The organism is Immundisolibacter sp. (genome assembly GCF_050250495.1).
GTDB lineage: Bacteria > Pseudomonadota > Gammaproteobacteria > Immundisolibacterales > Immundisolibacteraceae > Immundisolibacter.
This window is the reverse complement of the sequence record NZ_JBFWOM010000003.1, coordinates 178,755-194,992: the sequence shown is the minus strand read 5'-3', so window position 1 is coordinate 194,992 and position 16,238 is coordinate 178,755. Positions and strand designations below refer to the sequence as shown.

Sequence of the window (16,238 nt, the reverse complement as noted above, 5' to 3'; positions counted from 1 at the left end):
GCATCACCCGGTCGAAAGACCGGGTGCGGATTGAAACCTAGGTATCGCTGCGCTTGCGGTCGGCGGATGTGGCATCACCCGGTCGAAAGACCGGGTGCGGATTGAAACGGTCCTGCTCGGAGACGTCAGCTTCGGCCGCCGCGCATCACCCGGTCGAAAGACCGGGTGCGGATTGAAACACCCAACCCGCGGGAACGGGCGCTGGGCCGGGAACGCATCACCCGGTCGAAAGACCGGGTGCGGATTGAAACTCGGAGTGGATGCCGGAGCACCAGGCGATAGCCCGCATCACCCGGTCGAAAGACCGGGTGCGGATTGAAACCTTCCACGGCCCGGACTCGCCCTTCGACTGCGTGGCATCACCCGGTCGAAAGACCGGGTGCGGATTGAAACTCTATGATGATGTCGGCTCAGGCCACTCGTTGGGCGCATCACCCGGTCGAAAGACCGGGTGCGGATTGAAACCAGCCGCTCTCGCCGAGGGTCCAGCCGTAGTTGAGGCATCACCCGGTCGAAAGACCGGGTGCGGATTGAAACTTGATACCCAGGTGATCGGCGACTACTTGGCCACCGCATCACCCGGTCGAAAGACCGGGTGCGGATTGAAACGCCGCGATCAGCATCGCCAGTGCGCGCCGCATCTGGCATCACCCGGTCGAAAGACCGGGTGCGGATTGAAACGAGCAGCAGCGCGCCGTCGACCGAATCATCAGCATGCATCACCCGGTCGAAAGACCGGGTGCGGATTGAAAACGACCGCCCAAGCAATGCGGGCGCACCCGCTCAGCGCTTGTCGATCTTCGGCTCCGCCCAAGTGCCGGTCACGTGGTAGCGCTGCTCGGCGACCTTGTCGAGCGTGCCGCCGAGCACCTTCTGGCCAAGGTAAATGGCCGCCCCGACGGGCGGCGCGGCGATGGCGCCCGCCAGCGGCAGGGTCGAGGTGACCTGCGGCACGCTGAGCACGTTCACGTCGAGGCTGCGGTCGGTGAGGTTGGTGCGCCCGTCGAGCGTGAGGTGCGCCGCCGGCCCCCGCACGCGCAGGTTGTTGAGTTCGGCCTGCCCGGCGGCGAGGCGGATGTCGCCCTGCATGCGATCGACCGTGAAACCGCGCCCGAACACGTCGCGGAAATCGAGAGACAGGCGCCGGATCACGCTGTCGAGGCTCAGGATGCCGAACAGGCGCCCGACGCCGGGCTCGACGTCCGGCAGCGTGCCACGGCGCAGGTCGCCGCTGACGGTGCCGCTGAGCGCCGGGAAGGCGAATGCACCCGGGCTGCCCGGCCAGGCGAGGTCGGCGTCGAGCTCGCCGCGGCCGCCGCTGACCAGCGCGCTGACGCCGAAGTGCCCGAGAAACGCGCCGAAATCCGTGAACTGCGCGCTCGCCACGAGGTGGCTTGCACTGCGCCCGCCGCCGCCGCGCCAACTGCCGGTGCCGGTGATGCGTCCGTAATCGCCGGCCAGATCCAGCCGATCGAAGTCGAGCCCGTCCGCCAGGCGGCGGCTGCTGAAGTCGAGCGCGCCGAAGGTCTCGCCGCCGTAGCGCAGCTCCCCGATGCGCCCGCCGAGCACCGGCACGCGGCCAGGGTCTACGCCGTCCACGCTGCCCGGCTGGCCGCCGGCCGGATCGCGCGCCAGGTGCAGGCGCGTGAGATCGAGCTGCACGCGCTGGTCGTCACCGCTGCCGGTGACGCGCACGCTGCCGGCCACGCCCGCGCCGTCCACGGTCACGTCCCAGCCGTCGCTGCGCACCACCTGCAGGCGGGCATCGGCGAAGCGCTGGCCGAGATAGTCGAGTCGGTCGGCGTACACGTCCACCCGCGGCACCAGCGCAGTGCCGGCGGTGGTTTCCTTGAAGTTGGCCGACAGCCACGCGAGCCACGGCTCCAGCGCGAGCACCGGCAGGCGGCCGTGCACGTTGAAGCCGGCGCTCGGCAGACGGTTCTCGGCGCCGATGGCGAGATCCGCCCGGCGCAGCGCCGTACCGCCGCCGGCAGTGGGCGCCAGATCGAGCCGCGCCGTCAGCGGCTGCGCGGTGAGTGTCACGTCCCAGGCGCGCGCCGGCGTTCCGCACGCGCAGCGCGCGAGCACCGCCATCGGCTGGCGACGCAGCACGTCGAGCGGCGCCGGCAGGTCGCCGGTCGCACGGGCGAGCTCGACGTTCAGATCGAGCGTGAGCGCGCCGTCGCCGGCAATGTCGACCCCGCCCTGCCACGGCACGGGTCCGTCGAACAGCGCCGGCCACGGCAGGCGCAGGTAGCGCACCACCTCGGCCGCGACCGCCTCGCCGCGCGGCTCGATGCGCAGCGGCCGGCCCGCACCGCTGCTCAAGTCGAACACCACCGGCCCGCCGAACAGACGCGCCTGCACCGCCCGCGCGTCGAGCCCCGCGCTGCCGAAGCCGACATCACCCCGCAGCGCCTGCACCACGAGCCCGGTGCCGTCGATGGTGAGCGTGTTGCCGTCAAGGCGCGTGCGGCCGGTGACGCGCGTCGACTTGGCCGGGCCGGTGAACGTGAGGTCGAGCTGGACCTGCGTGGTGGCCTGCCCGTCGAAGCCAAGCCGCGCCACCTGCCGCCCGAGGCGCGCAGCGAGCGGCGATTCCCTGATAAAGCGGATGGCGTCCTGCGCCGGGCCGGTCGCCGTGCCGTCGAGCAGCAGGCGCTTTTCGCGCTTGACCACGTCCGGAATGCGCACCGTGAGTTCCGGGACGCGGCTGTCGAGCAGGCGGCCGTCGGCGAGCGTCAGCCAGAACTCGGGGCCGGTCAGGCCGAACCGGCCGCGCGCCTCGCGCGCCTCGGGCCAGCCGTGACCGGGCTGATAGTCGAGCGTCACGTCCGTGAAATCGGTGCTGGCCAGGAACTGGCCCTGATGATCGCGAAACGGAAACCGCCGCGGGTCGCCGCGCAGCAGGGCGTTCACGCCGTGCAGCGTGCCGGCCTTGATGGCGCTGCGGCCCCAGTCGATGAACTTCGGCGACAGGGCGCGATCCGGCAGCAGGCCGAAGAACTCGGCCGCCGGCGCCTGCGGTGTGCCGGCCTGGATGAATAGATCAGGCTGCGGTTGCGCGGCGGGGTCCGCGGCGGTGTCGGCCGCAGGGGCGGCCGGCAGCGACAGGCGCCCACGCACGGCAAGATCGATGCTGCCGCTGCGCACGGAGAAATCGGCGATCTGCGCCTGCACGCCGGCCGGCGACCACTGCGCCGTCAGCACGCCGCGCGCCACGTCGAACTGGCGCGGCTCGGCGTACAGGCCGGGCGCCGTCAGCGTCAGATGCGGCGCACCCTGCAACGCGAAACTCGCCGCCGCGCCGCCAAGGCGCAGCTCACCGGCGAGTCCCGCGAGGCCCGGCACGCGCCCGGCGGGCTGCCAGCCGAGATCATCCACCTGCGCGGTCAGGCGCAGCGTCCGCGCCGGCGCGGTGAGATCGAGCGTCCCGACCAGCTCGCGGGCGCGCAGCGTGGGGTCGAGTTCGGTGAGTAATCCGGCGGTGGGCAGGCGTGCCGCCAGCAGCCCCGCCAGCGGCCCGGCCCCGGCCAGGTCCAGCAGCCCGGCGCGCAGGGCCAGCGCGTCGCCGCGGCGCCACGCCTGCGCCTTCTCGACGCGCCATTCGCGCTGCGCGGCCTCGATATGCCCCTCGTCGACCGCCGCCGCCCAGCCGTCCGCGGTGCGCTGCAACACGCCGGACAGGCGCAGTGCGTCAACATCGAGCCCGGGCCCCTCGTCAGCGGCGGCCCGCACGCGCCCTACCCCCTCGACGCTGCCACGCACCCGTTCGATGCGCCCTGCCTTCCAGCGCAGCCACGCCTCGCCGCTCAACTGCCCGCCGAACAGCGCACCGGCCAGCGGCACATCGGCGCCGCTGACATCGCGCGCCGTGACGTAGGCCCGACCCTCGCTCGCCGGCAAGTCACCGGCAAGCCCGTTCATCTCGGCACGCAGCCGGAACGCGCCGCTGGCCGAACCTGCCACGCCCACGCGCAGGTCCAGCCAGTGCCGGCCGGCGCGTTTTTGCAGGTCGGCCGAAGCCGATTCCAGACGCAGCGTGCGCGCCGGCTCGCTGGCATCGGCAATGTCGATCACGGCACCGCGCAGGCGCACCTGCGGCTGCGCCAGCAGCCACTGGCCAAACCCACCCCCGCCGCCCGGCGACATGGCCATGCCGGCGATCTGCCAGGTGCCGTCCGGCTGGCGCAGCACGGCCAGCGCGAGGCCGTCCACCTCCAGCGCCGACAGGCGCGGCGCGCGCGCCAGCAGCGAGGCGGTCCAGTCGAAACGCAGGCGCAGCGCGCCGACCCGCGTGACGCTGCCGTCGGCGGCGGTGAGGCTGGCTTCGCGCAGTTCGAGCTGCGGCGTGACGCCGCTCATGCCGGTGGTGAGCCGCGCGAAGTGCACCGGATAGCCGAGCGCCTGGCTGGCGAGCGCCGCCACCCGGTCAGGATGGCGGTCGAGCTGCGGCAGCGCGAGGCGCAGCACCGTCAGCCCGAGCGCCACCAGCACCAGCGCCACGCCGAACGCCCACTGGACCCCAGCCCACAGACGACCGAGCGGACCCGCTCTCGGCCGGCGACGCCGCTCAGTGCTCACGGTGGTAGGGCAGGTTGTGCAGCAGGCTGAAGGCGCGGTAGAGCTGCTCCAGCACCATCACCCGCGCCAGCATGTGCGGGAAGGTGAGCGCCGACAGCGACCAGCGCGTCGGCGCGCGCGCCAGCACCTGCGGGCCAAAACCGTCGGCGCCGCCGATCAGCAACGCGAGCGGGCTGCCGCGCATCAGCCAGCCGGACAGCGCATCCGCCAGGCCCGGGGAATCGAACATCTGCCCGCGCGGCTCCAGCAGGACCGGGAAGGCGCCCTCCGGCAATGCGCCGAGCAGCTTGGCGTCTTCCTGCGCCAATGCCGCGGCGCCTCCACCCGGGCCGCGCCGCGCCGGGGGAATTTCCCGCAGCTCCACCTTAAGGCGCCGCCCGAAGCGGCCGAGGTATTCGGCACACGCCTCGCTGACCCAGGCCGGCGGCTTGTGTCCCACCGCCAGAATCAGCACCTGGCTCACGCGCCGTCGCCGACCTGCCCCGCCCGCGCCTGACCCGGTCGCGCCGACCACAGGTCCTCCAGGCGATACAGCGCGCGTGTGGCCGGCAGCATCACGTGCAGCACCAGATCCACCAGGTCGACCAGCACCCACTCCGCGCCGGCCTCGCCCTCCACCCCTAACACCGTGTAGCCGGCCTCCTTGGCGGCATCGCGGGCGGCTTCCGCAATGGCGCGCACGTGGCGGTTCGAAGTGCCGGTGGCGACCACCATCAGCGAGGTAAGACTGGTCAGTGCGGTGACATCAAGCACGGTCACGTCGACCGCCTTCAGATCATCGAGTGCCTTCAGCACGACGGCCTTGAGGCCGGAGAGGTCTTGCGCCATGAATCAGTCGGTATAGAGGTGATGGCCGCGAATGTACCGCAGGCAACTGTCGGTCATTAGAAAGCGCGCGCTGTGCCCGGCCCGCAGCACCGCGCGGATGCGCGTGGCGGATACGTCGAGCGGCGGGATGGCCTGCCGCCACACCAGCCCGGCCGGCGCAGCTGCCAGTGCGGACGGGCTGTGCGCCTCGCGCCCGGCGACGAACTTCGCCAACACGGCGGGCAGGTCGGGTGAATTCGGCATCGGCGGACGCTGCATCACGACGACATGGGCGAGTTCGAACAGCGCCTGCCAGCGGTGCCAGGTCGGCAGCCCGCGGAACGCGTCCTCACCCACCAGCAGGCACAGCGGCCGGGCGCCGAGTTCCGCCCGCAGCTCGGTCAGCGTGTCGACGGTGTAGGACGGCCCGGCGCGGCCCAGCTCGCGCTCATCGACGCGGATACCGGGCACGCCGCGCACGGCAAGGCGCAGCAGCGCGAGCCGGTGCTCGGCGCTCGCCGCCGGCTGCGGGCGGTGCGGCGGCACGTGCGCCGGCACCAGGCGGACCTCGGCGAGATCGAGCGCGTCGCGCATCTCGATGGCGGCGCGCAGATGTCCCACGTGCACCGGGTCGAACGTGCCGCCGAGGATGCCGATCGGCCGACCCGCCGGCCGGCGCGCGCGCGTCGTCAGGCGCGCACCTCGCCGTTGCCGAGCACCACCCACTTCTGGCTGGTGAGGCCTTCGAGCCCGACCGGCCCGCGCGCGTGCAGCTTGTCGGTGCTGATGCCGATCTCGGCGCCGAGCCCGTACTCGAAGCCGTCGGCGAAGCGCGTGGAGGCGTTCACCATTACCGAGCTCGAATCGACCTCGCGCAGGAAGCGGTCGGCGCGGGCGACATCGCGCGTGACGATGGCGTCGGTGTGCGCCGAGCCGTAGCGGGCAATGTGCTCGATGGCCGCGTCGAGCCCGTCCACCACGCGCACGGCCAGGATCGGCGCCAGGTACTCGGCGTACCAGTCGTCCTCGCCGGCCGGCAGCATGTCCGGCACCTGCGCGCGGGCGCGCTCGCAGCCGCGCAGCTCGACGCCCTTGGCGCGCAGCTCGGCCGCGATGGCCGGCAACTGCCCCGCCTCGCCGGCCGCCACCAGCAGCGTTTCCATGGCGTTGCACACGCCGTAGCGGTGCGTCTTGGCATTCAGCACGATGCGCCGGGCCATGTCCGGGTCGGCGCCGTCGTCGATGTAGACGTGGCACACGCCGTCGAGGTGCTTGAGCACCGGCACGCGCGCCTGGCGCATCACCGCCTCGATGAGACCCTTGCCGCCACGCGGCACGATGATGTCGACGTACTCGGTGAGCCCCGCCAGCAGACCCACCGCGGCGCGGTCGGTGCGGTCCAGTACCTGCACGGCGGCGGCCGGGAGGCCGGCGGCTTCGAGCCCAGCCGCGATGCAGGCGGCAATCGCAAGGTTGCTGTGCACTGCCTCGGAACCGCCGCGCAGGATGCAGGCGTTGCCGGATTTAAGGCACAGCCCGGCCGCGTCGGCGGTCACGTTCGGCCGCGACTCGTAAATGATGCCGACCACGCCTAGCGGCACCCGCATGCGCCCGACGCGGATGCCGGTCGGGCGGGTGCGCAGGTCATCGACCGCACCGACCGGGTCCGGCAGTGCGGCGATCTGGCGCAGGCCATCGGCCATGCTCGCGATGCGCACCGGGTCCAGCGTCAGGCGGTCCAGCAGCGCCGCGTCTAGCCCGGCCGCGCGGCCGGCGGCGAGATCCTTCGCGTTGGCCACGAGCAGCGCAGCTTGGGACGCGTCGAGCGCATCGGCCGTGGCCAGCAGCGCAGCGTTCTTGGCCGCCGTGCCGGCGCGCGCCACCGCCCGTGCCGCCACGCGCGCGCGCTGGCCGAGTTGCTGTACGTAGGCTTCCAGTTCCACCGTTAGCTCCGGGTTGTTCTCGCCGCTGTGCCCGCTGCCCGCGCCGGGCCAGCCATGCGCCGCGCCAGCGTGGTCAGCGCCTGCCACGGCTCGACGCCGTTGCCGACGCCCTTGTTGGCGCGGTCCACCAGCGCCGCTTGCGCCAGCAGTCCCTGCCAGTACGCCGCCGGACGACGACCGCGGGCGCGTTCGATCAGCTCGCGCCGGCGCGGCGGCTGGCCGGCGGTGTTGCCGTCCACCAGGCGCTGCAGGTCCTGCGTCAGCTGCCACAGGGCCAGGATGGGCGTCTCGCCGGCGTCCTGCAGGTGCGCGAGCGCGCGGGTCAGGCGCCGCGCGTCGCCGCCCAGCACGGCGTCCGCCAGATCGCGCGTCGCGTAGCGCGTGCTGTCGCCCACCGCCGCCAGCACGCCATCGCGGTCCAGCGCGCCGCCCGGCGGCGCCAACAGGGCGAGCTTGTCGAGTTCCTGCGCCGCCGCCAGCAGGTTGCCTTCGGTAAGGTCAGCCAGCAGCGCCGCGGCCGGCTCGTCGAGCGTGAGGCCCATGCCGCGCGCCCGGCCGATCAACCAGCGCGGCAGTCCGGCCGTTTCCATCGCCCAGGCGTAGACCGCCACGCCCACCCGCTCGCAGGTGGCGAACCAGGCGCTGCTGCGCGCGCGCTTGTCGAGTGCATCGGCCGTGAGCAGCAGCACCACGTCCGGCGGCGGCGCGGCCAGGTACTCGATCAGCGCCGCGGCGCCGTCGTCACTCAGCTTGCCGCTGCCCAGGCGCAGCTCGATCAGCCGCCGCTGGGCGAACAGCGACAGGCTGGACGCCTCGCCGGCCAGCAGGTTCCAGTCGAAGCCGCGCTCGACCTCGTGCACCACCCGCTCGTCGTGGCCGGCCGCTCGCGCCGCGCGGCGCACGGCATCGGCGCCGTCCGCCACCAGCAGCGGCTCCTCGCCAGCCAGCAGGTACACCGGCGCCAGGCCCCGGCCCAGCGCCGCGGCGAGCTGCTCCGGCTTCAGCGGCACCGCGGCCTCACCCCAGGCGCGCCGCCAGGCGCCGCATGATCTGCTGCACCGCCTGGTCCTGCAGCTCCAGCCGGCCGGCGCTGGCCTCGCTCTGGCTGCCGAGCACGTTGGTTTCGTCGTAGGTCACGTCGCGCAGCAGCTCCACCGACTGCGGCGCCACCAGCACCGTGCCGTCGCGCCGGCGCAGCTCGAAACTCAGCGTGTAGCGCAGCTCGTGCTCGCGCACGCGGGCATCGGTGCCGACCGACAGCACGCGCGTGGCGAACTGCGGGTTCACGATACGCAGCACCGAATCGGCCGCCGTGGCGTCCTCCACCAGGCGCACGCCGCGCGAACCCAGCGTGCGCTGCAGGCGGTGGCGCAGGTCGTAGTCGTAGCCCGGCACCTCGATGAACACCGCGCCAATGGTGTCCGGCAACTGGTAGTTACCGCGCACGTGAAAGCCACAGCCGGCGAGCAGCAGCACCGCAGCCAGCAGCGGCAGGCGCAGCAATCGGTTCATCGAACGGTTCATGCAGATTCTCTGGAAAGCGTCAGACCACAATGTTGACCAGCTTGCCCGGCACCACGATCACCTTGCGGACCGTGGCGTCGCCGACGAAGCGCGCCACGTTCGGTTCCGCGAGCGCCGCGGCGCGGATGGCGTCCTCCCCGGCCGCCGCCGGCACGCGCACCGTGCCGCGCAGTTTGCCCGACACCTGCACCGCGAGCGTGATGGCGTCCGCCGCCAGCGCCGCCGGGTCCACCTGCGGCCAGGGCGCGCGCAGCAGCTCGCCGGCAAACCCAAGTTCCTGCCACAGGCCGTGCGTGATGTGCGGCACGATCGGCGACAGCAGGCGCAGCAGGATCGACAGCCCCTCCTCCACCAGCGCCCGGTAGCCAGCTCCGGCAGTGGTTCCTGCATCGGGCGGGACGGACAGGCGCGACAGCTCGTTCAGCATCTTCATGCCGGCCGACACCACGGTGTTGAACTGGTTCTTGCCGAAGTCGTAGCTCGCCTGCTGAAGACACGCATGAATCTCGCGCCGGGCGTCGCGCTGAGCGTCGTCGAGCGCCGTGAGATCGGCCGCGTCGGCGCCCTCGCGCCAGGCCGCGAAATCGGCCGCGAAACCCCACAGGCGTTTCAGGAAGCGGTTGGCGCCGGCCACGCCGTCGTCCGACCATTCGAGCGCCTGCTCCGGCGACGAGGCAAAGATGATGAACAGCCGCGCCGTGTCCGCGCCGTAGCGGTCGATCAGCGCCTGCGGGTCCACCGTGTTGCCCTTGGACTTGGACATCTTGGCGCCGTCCTTGAGCACCATGCCCTGCGTCAAAAGGCGCGTGAACGGCTCGCCGGCCGTGATCAGCCCTTCGTCGCGCATCAGCTTGGTGAAAAAGCGCGCATACAGCAGGTGCAGGATGGCGTGCTCGATGCCGCCCACGTACTGGTCCACCGGCAGCCAGGCATTGGCGCGGCCGTCCAGCATGGCGATGTCGAGGTCCGGGCAGGCAAAGCGCGCGAAGTACCAGGACGACTCGAAGAACGTGTCGAAGGTATCCGTCTCGCGCCGCGCCGCGCGCCCGCACTCCGGGCAGGCGACCTCGTAGAACTCCGGCATGCGCGTCAGCGGCGAGCCGCTGCCGTCCACCACCACGTCCTCCGGCAGGCGCACCGGCAGTTGGTCGTCCGGCACCGGCACCGCGCCGCAGGACTCGCAATGGATCACCGGAATCGGGCAGCCCCAGTAGCGCTGGCGCGACACGCCCCAGTCGCGCAGGCGGTACTGCACGCGCCGCGCGCCGAGGCCGCGCTGTTCGGCGAGATCCGCAATGGCGTCGAACGCGGCCTGGAATTCGAGCCCATCGTAGTCGCCGGAGTTGATCAGCCGGCCCTTGTCGGTGAAGGCGGCGTGCTCGACCAGGCTCTCGGCATCGCCGTCGAAATCGCCCGGCGCCACTACTGGAACTATGGGCAGCGCGTACTGGCGCGCGAATTCCCAGTCGCGCTGGTCGTGCCCCGGCACCGCCATGATGGCGCCCTCGCCGTACTCCATCAGCACGAAGTTGGCCACCCACACCGGCAGTTCCGCGCCGGTCAGCGGATGGCGCGCCCGCAGGCCCGAATCGACGCCGAGCTTGTCCTGCGTCTGCAGCGCCGCCTCGCTGGTCTCGCGCGGCTTCAGGTTCTCGATGGCCACGGCAAGATCAGGATCGGCCGCCGCCACCTGCTGCGCCAGCGGGTGCTCGGCGGCGACTGCCATGTAGGTGACGCCGAACAGCGTGTCCGGCCGCGTGGTGAACACCTTCAGCGCCCCGTAGCCCGGCACCTCGAAGGCGAGCTCCATGCCCACCGAGCGGCCGATCCAGTTGCGCTGCATGGTCTTGACCGGCTCCGGCCACTCCAGACCGTCGAGATCGGCCAGCAGCTCGTCCGCGTAGGCCGTGATGCGCAGGAACCACTGCGGAATCTCGCGCCGCTCCACCAGCGCGCCCGAGCGCCAGCCGCGGCCGTCGATCACCTGCTCGTTGGCCAGCACCGTCTGGTCGACCGGGTCCCAGTTGACCGCCGCCAGCTTGCGATACGCCAGGCCCTTCTTGAGCAGCCGCGTGAACAGCCACTGCTCCCAGCGGTAGTACTCCGGCCGGCAGGTGGCGATCTCGCGCCGCCAGTCGTAGGCGAAGCCCAGGCGCTGCAACTGCCCGCGCATGTGGGCGATGTTGTCGTAGGTCCAGCGCGACGGCGCGACGCCGCGCTGGATGGCGGCGTTCTCCGCCGGCATGCCGAAGGCGTCCCAGCCCATCGGCTGCAGCACGCGCCGGCCCTGCATCATCTGGTAGCGCGCCAGCACGTCGCCGATGGTGTAGTTGCGCACATGCCCCATGTGCAGAGCGCCCGACGGGTACGGGAACATCGACAGGCAGTAGAACTTCTCGCCCGGCCCGTCGTCCGCGGCGGCAAAGGCGTCGTGCTGCTGCCACCAGGCCTGGGCCTCAGCCTCGACCGCGGCGGCGTCGTACTGGCGATTCATCGGGGGCGAAAATCCGGCAAAAAAGGCGGGCGATTATAACGGGCGGGGCAAGCAGCCCAGGCGGCGACTGGAAAGCCGGGCCGGTCCAGCCTGCGGCGGCGCGCAGCGCGCGGCGGCGTTCGCCGCCAACCCCGACCACCGCGCCGCCTGTCACAGCGCATCCCGCGCGGGCCGGGTTGGGCGAGTAAAGCGGCCAGCGTGTTGGTCGCCGGCGTGCGCCTCACTTCATGCTCTTCCGGAGTTCCGCAAGAACGTGGTCGGCCGCGTCGACGCGGATCATGCCCTGGCGCGGGAACTCAAGATCGAGGATCACGTAAAACGTGACCGACAGGGTCGCGGCGAGAATCAGAAACGGAGGCCAGTGTCGGGGCCTGGTCGCGCAGGTGACGTAGCCGACAAGCAGCGCACTGATGAGGCTCAAGCCTGCAAGCAGGACAAAGATGATGCGCGGCGGATGATTCTCCGATGCCATGACGCGGGTGGTCGTGATGTCGAACATCTCATTCAAGGCGGGGAGCAGTACTTTCGCGGCATTCCCGGAGACATCTTGCTGGCTCGCAGAGACGGCCGTCGTCCAGATTTGCGCCTGCAAAGTCGCCGCATCGGACCGTCGTGCTTGAGTGGCCGTGGCGTCCTCAAGGTGCCGATAGCTCTCTACGCGGTCGTCAACATAACGACGAAACAACTGCCGCAAGTCCGGCTGCGCGGCGCTCGGCAGCAGGTCGACACGCAGGTAGGCCGTGCCGATGGCGTTGGCTTCTTGGGTGATCAAGTGTCGTCGGTCCTCAAATCGCGATGCAGCACCTGAGAACGTGAACGCCAACAGCAGGCCGAGCAAGCCAAAAACGGCGGCTTCGGCCGGGCCGGCACCCGCCGCCGCGCCGTCCGGGTCGCGCGTCAGTCGCCGTTTGCCGATGAACCTGCCCACCTCAAACAACATCAGCATGCCGAGAAACAAGCCGACCGCAGCAAGTGATGCGACGAATATCAGCGTCATATTCGATTGCCTTTAATTAAATACAACGAAGTCAGGGGCGATTATCGGCCCGCAGGATGTGTCGGCGGAGGAGGCGCATCGTTCGCGGCCATCCTCGATCGATGCGCTTCGTACCTCAGCGCATCTACGCGGGCTGCCGCGGTCATTCCCGACGAATCACGCACGGCGGCATCCGCCGCCCAGTCCGGCGGGTAAATACCAACCCGTACGTGGCGGTGAAATGAAGAATACGGCCAATCCGCCACGCGGTCCACGTGGCCGTGTTTCACCGGGTTGAAGTGGATGTAATCCACGTGCCGGGCGAGGTCGGTGTCGTCACGAATTTCGTGCTCCCAGAAACGGCGTTGCCAGATGCCTTTTTCGCGTTTGGCGAGTTTGCTTGCCGAGCGATTCGCCACCGCATCGAAACTGGCCGAGAACAGGCGTTTGATGGCGCCCCAGCGCCGGCCGAAATCGGCATCGCCGTCCGGCAGTTGCCAAATGGCGTGGAGGTGATCCGGTAGCACACAAATGGCGATGGTGTTGAACGGATGACGGGATTGTGTGATGCCGTTGGCGCGCCGCAACCGGTCGATGTGTTCCACCAGCAGACGGCTCCCGCGGTCAGCCAGCGTGACGGTGAAGAAGAACGTGCCGCCGGTGGCAAGGCTGCGCCGATAACGGGACATGTTTCGCCTCCGGAAAGTCGGTCGGCAGCCATCAGGGATAAGAGTTGTTTGTCAGTCTACACCTGCCGCACCCAAGGTAGGGTGGGCAAAGCGAAGCGTGCCCACGCGCAGAGAACGCGAATCACCGACCGTTATTAGCCGCGAGTCGTTGAACCCGCGTGGGCACGGCCTGACGGCCTTTGCCCACCCTACCGCTCGCTGTAGGCGCGCCGCAACCGGTCGATGTGGTCAACCAGCAGACGGCTCCCGCGGTCAGCCAGCGTGACGGTGAAGAAAAACGTGCCGCCGGTGGCAAGACTACGCCGGTAACGGGACATATTTCGCCTCCGGAAAGTCGGTCGGCAGCCATCAGGGATAAGAGTTGTTTGTTAGTCTACACCTGCCGCACCCAAGGTAGGGTGGGCAAAGCGAAGCGTGCCCACGCGGAGAGCGCGCAAATCACCGACCGTTATTGGCCGCGAGTCGTTGAACCCGCGTGGGCACGGCCTGGCGGCCTTTGCCCACCCTACGGCTCGCTTAAAACAAAACCTCATGCTTTCCACAATAGTTACATTTAAAAATATGACTTTCCGGTTTATTGGTGCTTTTGCCGCAGTGGCGGCAAACATAATCGCGCCGCGCGTCTGAACGAGCTGCGATTGCCTCCAGCGCTGAGGTGGTGATTGTGGGACGCGAACTAGGCGCCGCACGACTCAAATTAACGGCCGGCGGCCCGCCTGAGGCTTCAAGTTTGCGTCGTGGTGCAATGAGAGGTTTTCGCAGCCAAGTCTCCAGAAGCAGGTTGCCGCCAGCAGCCTCTGAAATGGCTTTCACCGCAATGGCGACATTGCAAGCAAACCATTCCTTTCCTTTGCGATACTCGGCGAGTCGCTTATGACAAACCTTCTCCACCTCAACAGGGTTAATAACAAGTGCATCATATTCAACAGCAAACGGGGTTGGCGTTCCGGTGCTCGCAAGCTCCTGGGCGCGAAGAGCGGGATCTTTGGTTGAATGCCCCACTTTTAATAGCCCTGGCATTGCTTCGTTCGTGATGACGTAAACCCAACCCCGAATTGCCATTTTTAAACTCCCTGAGCCACGCGTGCCATCGAGGAAAATTTCCCCACGACTAATGCGCAACCCGCTGCTCTGCTGGAATCGGCATCGCCTGTGACACCCATCACCCCACCCCCACGTCCACCGCATCCCCGCGCAACGCGCTTTCCCGTACTGCGTGTATCCGGTCCCGCACCTTGGCCGCCTGTTCGAATTCCAGGTTCTCGGCGTGGCGGTACATCTCCTGTTCCAGCTTGGCGATGAGCTGGCCGAGTTGTTTGGCGTTGAGTTTGCGGTAGTCGCCTTGCGGTTCGGCCACTTTTGCCTGCTGGCCGCGGCGGGTGGTGCCGGACTCGCTGCGGCCGATGTCGATGAGGTCGCCGATGGCCTTGGTGATGCTGCGCGGGGTGATGCCGTGCTCGGCGTTGTAGGCCATCTGTTTAGCGCGGCGGCGGTCGGTTTCCGCGAGGGCCCGCTGCATGGAGCCGGTGATGCTGTCTGCGTACAGGATGGCGCGGCCGTGCAGGTTGCGCGCGGCGCGGCCGATGGTCTGGATGAGCGACTGCTCGGAGCGCAGAAACCCTTCCTTGTCGGCGTCCAGGACGGCCACCAGCGCGACTTCCGGCATGTCCAGCCCCTCGCGCAGCAGGTTGATGCCGACCAGCACGTCGAAGGCGCCCAGGCGCAGGTCGCGGATGATCTCGACGCGCTCCACGGTTTCGATGTCCGCGTGCAGGTACCGCACACGCACGCCGTGCTCGGCGAGGTAGTCGGTCAAGTCCTCCGCCATGCGCTTGGTGAGCGTGGTGACCAGCACGCGCTGGTCGAGGGCGGCGCAGCGGTTGATTTCGGACAGCAGGTCGTCCACCTGCGTGGCGACGGGGCGGATTTCGACCTCCGGGTCCACGAGGCCCGTGGGCCGCACCACCTGGTCGATGATGGTGCTGGTGCGGCCAAGTTCGTACGGCCCCGGCGTGGCGGAGACGAAGATGGTCTGCGGCGCCAGGCGCTCCCATTCCTCGAACTTGAGCGGCCGGTTGTCGAGCGCCGACGGCAGGCGAAACCCGTAATCGACCAGCACTTCCTTGCGCGAGCGGTCGCCGCGGTACATGGCGCGCAACTGCGGCGTCATGACGTGCGATTCGTCCACCACCAGCAGCGCGTCGGCGGGCAGGTAATCGAACAGCGTCGGCGGCGGCTCGCCTGCGTTCCGACCCGACAGATACCGCGAGTAGTTTTCGATGCCGGAGCAGTAGCCGAGCTCCTGCAGCATTTCCATGTCGAAGCGGGTGCGCTCGTCGAGCCGCTGCGCCTCCAGCAGCTTGCCGGCGGCGCGCAGCGCGGCCAGACGCGGGCCAAGCTCGGCGCGAATGTGCTCCACGGCGGCGCGGATGGTGTCGCGCGGCGTCACGTAGTGCGACTTCGGATAAATGGTGAGCCGCGGCACGCGGCGCTGGATGCTGCCGGTGAGCGGGTCGAAGTAGGCCAGCGACTCGACCTCGTCGTCGAACAGCTCGATGCGCACGGCGTCGCTTTCCGAATCCGCCGGGAACACGTCGATCAGGTCGCCGCGCACGCGGTAGGTGCCGCGCGTGAGGTTGAGGTCGTTCCTCGTGTATTGCAGCTCGGCCAGGCGGCGCAGGATGGCGCGCTGGTCGATGCGCTCGCCGCGCGACAGGTGCAGCACCATGCTCAGGTACATGCGTGGGTCGCCGAGGCCGTAGATGGCCGACACGGACGCGACCACGATGACGTCCCGCCGCTCCAGCACCGCCTTGGTGGCGGACAGGCGCAGTTGCTCGATCTGCGCGTTGATGGAGGCGTCCTTTTCGATATAGGTGTCCGACGCCGGCACGTAGGCTTCCGGCTGGTAATAGTCGTAGTACGAGACGAAGTACTCGACCGCGTTGTTGGGGAAGAACTCCCGAAACTCGGCGTACAGCTGCGCGGCCAGCGTCTTGTTGTGCGCCAGCACCATGGTCGGGCGCTGCACGGCCTGGATGACGTTGGCAATGGTGAAGGTCTTGCCGGAGCCGGTGACGCCGAGCAGCACCTGCGCGTCCTCGCCGGCCTGCACGCCCTCGATGAGGCGAGCGATGGCCTGCGGCTGGTCGCCGGAGGGCTGGTAGGGACTGTGCAGTTCGAAGCGGTCCGACATGCGCGCGGCGGCTGACCTGAAACGG

At 69.6% G+C, this 16,238-nt stretch carries 11 protein-coding genes, 2 pseudogenes and 1 CRISPR repeat array; all 13 genes and pseudogenes read right to left on the bottom strand.

Translation table 11 applies throughout. The annotated features are described in order from the left end of the window. Positions 1–753: a CRISPR direct-repeat array (repeat unit 37 nt; unit sequence GCATCACCCGGTCGAAAGACCGGGTGCGGATTGAAAC). 30 nt (positions 754–783) lie between these two features. Next, positions 784–4,584 carry a YhdP family protein gene (locus AB7F93_RS04355; protein WP_428301660.1) on the bottom strand — a complete coding sequence of 1,267 codons (3,801 nt, stop codon included), beginning with the start codon at positions 4,582–4,584 and terminating at the stop codon, positions 784–786. Beyond that, positions 4,574–5,047, bottom strand: coding sequence for a 23S rRNA (pseudouridine(1915)-N(3))-methyltransferase RlmH (gene rlmH, locus AB7F93_RS04350; RefSeq protein ID WP_428301659.1), 474 nt, complete (start codon positions 5,045–5,047; stop codon positions 4,574–4,576). The genes AB7F93_RS04355 and rlmH overlap by 11 nt, the downstream gene beginning before the upstream one ends. Beyond that, positions 5,044–5,412, bottom strand: a complete 369-nt coding sequence (gene rsfS, locus AB7F93_RS04345) for a ribosome silencing factor (RefSeq protein ID WP_428301658.1) — start codon at positions 5,410–5,412, stop codon at positions 5,044–5,046. The genes rlmH and rsfS overlap by 4 nt, the downstream gene beginning before the upstream one ends. Positions 5,413–5,415: 3 nt before the next feature. Then, on the bottom strand, positions 5,416–6,048 hold the full coding sequence (gene nadD, locus AB7F93_RS04340; protein ID WP_428301663.1) for a nicotinate-nucleotide adenylyltransferase: 633 nt from the start codon (positions 6,046–6,048) through the stop codon (positions 5,416–5,418). A gap of 32 nt (positions 6,049–6,080) precedes the next feature. Then, positions 6,081–7,334: a glutamate-5-semialdehyde dehydrogenase gene (locus AB7F93_RS04335; RefSeq protein ID WP_428301657.1), complete on the bottom strand. Its 1,254-nt coding sequence runs from the start codon at positions 7,332–7,334 to the stop codon at positions 6,081–6,083. Positions 7,335–7,336: 2 nt separating this feature from the next. Next, on the bottom strand, positions 7,337–8,344 hold the full coding sequence (holA, locus tag AB7F93_RS04330) for a DNA polymerase III subunit delta (protein ID WP_428301656.1): 1,008 nt from the start codon (positions 8,342–8,344) through the stop codon (positions 7,337–7,339). Positions 8,345–8,351: 7 nt separating this feature from the next. After that, positions 8,352–8,846 carry an LPS assembly lipoprotein LptE gene (gene lptE / locus AB7F93_RS04325; protein ID WP_428301655.1) on the bottom strand — a complete coding sequence of 165 codons (495 nt, stop codon included), beginning with the start codon at positions 8,844–8,846 and terminating at the stop codon, positions 8,352–8,354. Between the two features lie 31 nt (positions 8,847–8,877). After that, positions 8,878–11,352 carry a leucine--tRNA ligase gene (gene leuS, locus AB7F93_RS04320; protein ID WP_428301654.1) on the bottom strand — a complete coding sequence of 825 codons (2,475 nt, stop codon included), beginning with the start codon at positions 11,350–11,352 and terminating at the stop codon, positions 8,878–8,880. Between the two features lie 220 nt (positions 11,353–11,572). Beyond that, the gene (locus tag AB7F93_RS04315) at positions 11,573–12,349 is read right to left on the bottom strand and encodes a DUF4239 domain-containing protein (RefSeq protein WP_428301653.1); all 777 of its coding nucleotides are present in this window, start codon (positions 12,347–12,349) and stop codon (positions 11,573–11,575) included. A gap of 170 nt (positions 12,350–12,519) precedes the next feature. Next, positions 12,520–13,017, bottom strand: a pseudogene (locus AB7F93_RS04310) (REP-associated tyrosine transposase); the annotation flags it as partial. 200 nt (positions 13,018–13,217) lie between these two features. Beyond that, positions 13,218–13,334 (bottom strand): annotated as a pseudogene (locus tag AB7F93_RS04305) (REP-associated tyrosine transposase); the annotation flags it as partial. A gap of 199 nt (positions 13,335–13,533) precedes the next feature. Continuing rightward, the gene (locus tag AB7F93_RS04300) at positions 13,534–14,079 is read right to left on the bottom strand and encodes a GIY-YIG nuclease family protein (protein WP_428301652.1); all 546 of its coding nucleotides are present in this window, start codon (positions 14,077–14,079) and stop codon (positions 13,534–13,536) included. A 100-nt stretch (positions 14,080–14,179) separates the two neighbouring features. Continuing rightward, positions 14,180–16,213 (bottom strand): excinuclease ABC subunit UvrB, encoded by a 2,034-nt coding sequence (gene uvrB, locus AB7F93_RS04295; protein WP_428301651.1) that lies wholly within the window; start codon positions 16,211–16,213, stop codon positions 14,180–14,182. Positions 16,214–16,238: the final 25 nt, after the last annotated feature.

Bases quoted from the DNA above. Each gene is read 5' to 3' on its own strand.
- uvrB (WP_428301651.1), bottom strand. From the start codon at position 16,213: ATGTCGGACCGCTTCGAACTGCACAGTCCCTACCAGCCCTCCGGCGAC.
- lptE (WP_428301655.1), bottom strand. From the start codon at position 8,846: ATGAACCGATTGCTGCGCCTGCCGCTGCTGGCTGCGGTGCTGCTGCTC.
- AB7F93_RS04315 (WP_428301653.1), bottom strand. From the start codon at position 12,349: ATGACGCTGATATTCGTCGCATCACTTGCTGCGGTCGGCTTGTTTCTC.
- leuS (WP_428301654.1), bottom strand. From the start codon at position 11,352: ATGAATCGCCAGTACGACGCCGCCGCGGTCGAGGCTGAGGCCCAGGCC.
- rsfS (WP_428301658.1), bottom strand. From the start codon at position 5,412: ATGGCGCAAGACCTCTCCGGCCTCAAGGCCGTCGTGCTGAAGGCACTC.
- AB7F93_RS04300 (WP_428301652.1), bottom strand. From the start codon at position 14,079: ATGGCAATTCGGGGTTGGGTTTACGTCATCACGAACGAAGCAATGCCA.